The organism is Kitasatospora sp. NPDC058406 (genome assembly GCF_042722765.1).
GTDB lineage: Bacteria > Actinomycetota > Actinomycetes > Streptomycetales > Streptomycetaceae > Kitasatospora.
The window spans coordinates 1-4,080 of sequence record NZ_JBHXKE010000427.1 but is presented as its reverse complement, the minus strand read 5'-3'; the positions used below and the strand labels follow the sequence as shown (position 1 = coordinate 4,080).

At 73.5% G+C, this 4,080-nt stretch carries 6 protein-coding genes; 2 read left to right on the top strand and 4 right to left on the bottom strand.

Features of this window, described 5'->3' with window-relative positions; translation table 11 throughout:
- A partial coding sequence (locus ACFWOG_RS39945; protein WP_380364572.1) for a DUF4331 family protein occupies positions 1-917 on the bottom strand: 917 nt, incomplete at its 3' end.
- A 267-nt stretch (positions 918-1,184) separates the two neighbouring features.
- Here ACFWOG_RS39945 and ACFWOG_RS39940 point away from each other — a divergent pair.
- Complete coding sequence (locus tag ACFWOG_RS39940) at positions 1,185-1,847, top strand: SGNH/GDSL hydrolase family protein (protein ID WP_380364570.1); 663 nt, start codon at positions 1,185-1,187, stop codon at positions 1,845-1,847.
- A gap of 42 nt (positions 1,848-1,889) precedes the next feature.
- Here ACFWOG_RS39940 and ACFWOG_RS39935 read toward each other — a convergent pair whose 3' ends face one another.
- From ACFWOG_RS39935 to ACFWOG_RS39925, 3 genes are read right to left on the bottom strand one after another with little or no spacing between them, the layout of a single operon-like run.
- Positions 1,890-2,300 (bottom strand): DUF3052 domain-containing protein, encoded by a 411-nt coding sequence (locus ACFWOG_RS39935; protein WP_329878320.1) that lies wholly within the window; start codon positions 2,298-2,300, stop codon positions 1,890-1,892.
- Positions 2,297-2,452: a hypothetical protein gene (locus ACFWOG_RS39930; RefSeq protein WP_329950894.1), complete on the bottom strand. Its 156-nt coding sequence runs from the start codon at positions 2,450-2,452 to the stop codon at positions 2,297-2,299. The genes ACFWOG_RS39935 and ACFWOG_RS39930 overlap by 4 nt, the downstream gene beginning before the upstream one ends.
- Before the next feature lie 40 nt (positions 2,453-2,492).
- Entirely contained in the window at positions 2,493-3,152 is a 660-nt protein-coding gene (locus tag ACFWOG_RS39925) for a TetR/AcrR family transcriptional regulator (protein WP_380364567.1), read from the bottom strand.
- A gap of 183 nt (positions 3,153-3,335) precedes the next feature.
- On the opposite strand from ACFWOG_RS39925, the gene ACFWOG_RS39920 reads away from it, so the two are divergent.
- Positions 3,336-4,025 (top strand): SRPBCC family protein, encoded by a 690-nt coding sequence (locus ACFWOG_RS39920; RefSeq protein ID WP_380364565.1) that lies wholly within the window; start codon positions 3,336-3,338, stop codon positions 4,023-4,025.
- Positions 4,026-4,080: the final 55 nt, after the last annotated feature.

The window sequence follows — 4,080 nt, the reverse complement described above, 5'->3', positions numbered from 1 at the left end:
GTGTGCGGCGGGACGTGGTCCGAGGTGACCTTGCCCCCCGACACCATCGCCAGACGCGCCGAGGTCACGTCGTCGGTGAGCGTGCGGCCGTTCGGGTAGACGGCCGGGCGGGAGCGGTCGTAGCGGAGGATGTCGGGCAGGACGAGCTTCAGCGTCTCGGTGGCGGCGTCGGTGGTGTAGTCGCCGGTGTGCTGGAGGACCGCCGTCCAGGCCTCGCGGTAGTTGGTCCAGTCGTCGGCCGGCTCGCCCGCGTTGTAGGCGTCCTTCACCTCCTCCGCGTTGAAGTACGCGGTGAGGGAGGGGTGGGCGCCCCGGTCGACGGAGACCAGCTGCCCGTCGACGTGCAGGCTGACCCGGGCCCAGAGGCCGATCTCCGCCTCGGTGCCGAGGTCGGCGTCCGGCACTTCGAGCGCGATACCGAGGACGTTGGCGTTCGCCATGGCGTCCCGGCCCGTCCAGGTGAAGTTGTCGACGATCCCTTCGAGGTCGGCGAAGAAGGGGTCGCTGCGCAGGCCGACGGAGAGCTTGCGTCCGTCGGCCTCGACGACGTGCGGGGCGTCGCCGAACGTCACTGGGGCGTCGGAGAAGAGGACGTCGCCGCCCGCCTCGTGCTTCTGGGCCGCGTCGCCGGTGGCACGGCGGACCGTGACGGTCTGGCCGCCGGAGGCGTCGGGGGCGGAGAAGGTGAAGGAGTAGGCGATGTCGGCCCGGTGGTCGCCGTCGGTGTCGACGTTGAGGCGGTAGACGGCGTCCGGATGGAAGGCGGCGCCGGGGACGGCCGCGTACGGGTGCGCGTCCAGGACGAGGACGGTGCGGCCGGGGTCGCCGGCGGCCGGGAAGGCGAACAGGTCGGTGAGGTCGAGCCGGGCATCGCCGCGCGGGGAGCGGAGGTGGGGGCCGCTGAGGTGGTGGGACATGGCCGCAGTGGTACCAGGACGGCCGGGGCGGCGACCGGAGGACACCCGCGCGGAAGGCCGCCGTCCGCCGGATGGCGGACGGCGGACGGCGAGGAGTTCGCGAGGAGAGGTCGGGTGGGAACCGGACCCGTGCTCGCGGCTCCGGCCGCAAGCTCCGAGCGGGCCGGCGGCTTGCGGCTCGGCGATTCGGGAACACGAGGTTCCGTCCCGTCCCCCGGCGAACTCCCCCGGTGAACCCCTCCTGCCCGACTCGAACAAGGAGCACAGATGACGATCACCCTCCGCCCGGGAACCAGGGTGATGTTCACCGGGGACTCGATCACCGACGGCCTGCGGCTGGCGAGCGAGGACGGCCTCGGGTTCGGCTACCCGCTGCGCGTCGCGGGCGAGTGGGGCCTCAGGCACCCGGACCGGCCCGTGACCTGGCTGAACACCGGGATCGGGGGCCACAAGGTGAGGGACCTGGAAGCCCGCTGGCAGGCAGACGTCCTCGACGCCCGCCCGGACGTGGTGTCGATCCTCGTCGGCGTCAACGACATGGGCTGGCACACGCTCGACCCGAACGGCCGCGTGATCCCCGCCGAGGAGTTCGCAGCGGGCTACCGCCGACTGCTCGCGCCGCTGGCCGGGGCGGGCACGGAGCTGATCCTCGTCGAACCGTTCCTGCTGCCGATCAGCGGCAGCGTCAGGACGCGCCACGCGGAGGTCGACGACGCGGTCCGGAAGGAGTGGCGGGCCGACCTGGACCCGAAGATCCAGGTCGTGCGCGAGCTCGCCGAAGCCTACGGCGCGCACCTGCTCGCGGCGGACGCCATGTTCACCGAGCTCGCCGCGGCGACCGGTCCGGAGTACTGGGCCGCGGACGGCGTGCACCCGACGCCGGCCGGTCACGCCGCACTCGCGTCGGCCTGGCTGCGCCTGGTCGCGTGACCGCCGCTAGGGCTTGCCCCGGCCCCGGCCCCGGGGCAAGCCCTAGCGGCGGGCCGACCGGGGGGCCACGAGCCTGGTGGCGGTCCAGTCGCCGCCCGCGGAGAAGGCGCCCGTCTGCTGGAGGCCCGCCGTGGGGGCGCTCTCGCCGATCTCCGAGGGCTCCACGTAGCCCGGCCGTCCCGACTTCGGGGTCAGGACGAACACGACTCCCCTGTCGGCCAGCAGCGTTCGCGCGTCCACGAGCAGATCCACCAGGTCGCCGTCACCGTCGCGGAACCAGAGGAGCGCGACGTCGACGACGACGTCGGCCTCCCCCTCGACGAGGGCGCTGCCCGACCGCTCGGCCACCGCGTCGCGGACGTCGTGGTCGACGTCCTCCTCGTAGCCCAGCTCCAGGACCACCGTGCCCGACTCGATCCCGAGCCGATCCGCCACGCTCGCCTGCGTCGTCATCCCGAACTCCTCCAGTGCGCAAGGGGCGACCGGTCGACCGCCGCAGCCATGGTCGCCGCCGGACCGCCCGGCCGGGTGCCGATGCCACACCCCGGCGGAAAGTGATCGATCTTGTTCGAGCCCGACACCTCCTCGCACAGGAAGTCGACCACGTCGACTTCCTGTGCGACTGCGGCAACTGCCGGGGCGGCGTCAGGCCCGGTGCGCCAGCAGCTCCTCCAGCTCGGCCGCGAAGAGCCGCGCCGGATCGAAGCCCATACCGGCGAAGTGGCCGGCGAGTTCCAGTGACAGCACGCCGTGCAGGCGGGTCCAGACGGTCAGGAACCGGTGGAGCACCTCGGGCGGGGCGGGGTGGCCGCCGGCCCAGTCCCGGTGCTCCTCCAGGTACGCGCCGAAAGGCGTCGCGGCGGCGGGGCCGGCGGGCGCGAGCGCCGCACACGCGTCGAGCAGGGTGGTCATGATCTCGTTCGAGACGGCGGTGACGTCCTCGGGCGCCCGGTAGCCGGGGACGGGGGTGCCGTAGATGAGCAGATACCGCTGCGGGTCCACCAGGGCCCAGCCGCGCAGCGCGCCCGCCAGCCCCGCCAGGTCGGCACCGGCGGCGGCGGCCGTGCGCAGGGTGTCGGCGAGGCTCCGGTACGCCTCCCGGACGAGTTCGGTGATCAGGTCGTCGCGGCTGGCGAAGTAGCGGTAGAGCGCGGGCCCGCTCATGCCCATCTGCTTGGCGATCGCGTTGAGGGAGAGCGCGGACGCGCCCGCCGTGGCGATCTGCTCCCAGGCGCGTTCCGTGATCTCCGCGCGCACCTGGGCCCGGTAGCGCTCCCTCGGGGTGTCCGCGCCCGCCCTCGCCATGACCTGCCGCCTTCCCGCCCCCGTTCAGCTACATGCTCAAGGGTTGGTGAGAAGGTATCACGCAACCTGTTGACCTCCCCCTCAACCGTGCGTTACAACTTCTAACGAACGCATGAGCATGTAGCTCAAGCGGGAGTGCAGGGCATGGGACCCGCACTCCACCGCCCGTCAGAGGGGAACCCCATGTCCGGCATCCGCAGCACCGACCCCCGCGCCAACGGCTCCCACACCGCCCGTCCTCGCCGCGTCGGAATCCGCGCCGGAATCCGCACCGCCCTGGTCGCCGTCCCGCTCGTCGCCGGCCTCCTCGGCGGCGCCGCCGCGCCCGCCGGCGCGACCACCCCCCACCACAGCAGGTCCCTCACCTGCCAGGGCAAGGGCGTCGACCCCGACGCCCTCGTCCGCCACCGGACCGAGATCGTGATCAACGCGCCGCTGCGCACCGTCTGGAAGCTCCAGACCGACGTCGAGCGCTGGCCCGACTGGCAGGCGCCCGTGCGGACCGCGGAGCGCCTCGACCGCGGGCCGCTCCACCGGGGTTCGGCCTTCCGGTGGACGACCCCGCTGCCGCCCAACCCGGCGACTCCCGCCACCGGCCTGGACATCACCTCCACCGTCCGACAGCTCCGGACCGGCTCGTGCCTCCGCTGGACCGGGCCCGCCGTCGCCGAGGGGCTGCGCATCGACGGCGTCCACGTGTGGAACTTCACGGCCGTCCGGGGTGGCGTCCGCGTCACCACCGAGGAGACCCACAGCGGTCCCCAGGTCGAGGCGAACGTCCCCTTCGCGACCGAGGTCCTCCGGTCGGGCCTGGAGTCCTGGCTGAGCGACCTGAAGACCACCGCCGAAGCGCTTGCCCACGGCCGGAGTTGACGGACCGGCCGGAGGTTCGCCTGGGGACGCCCGCGGACGGGCGGGCCGACGCCGC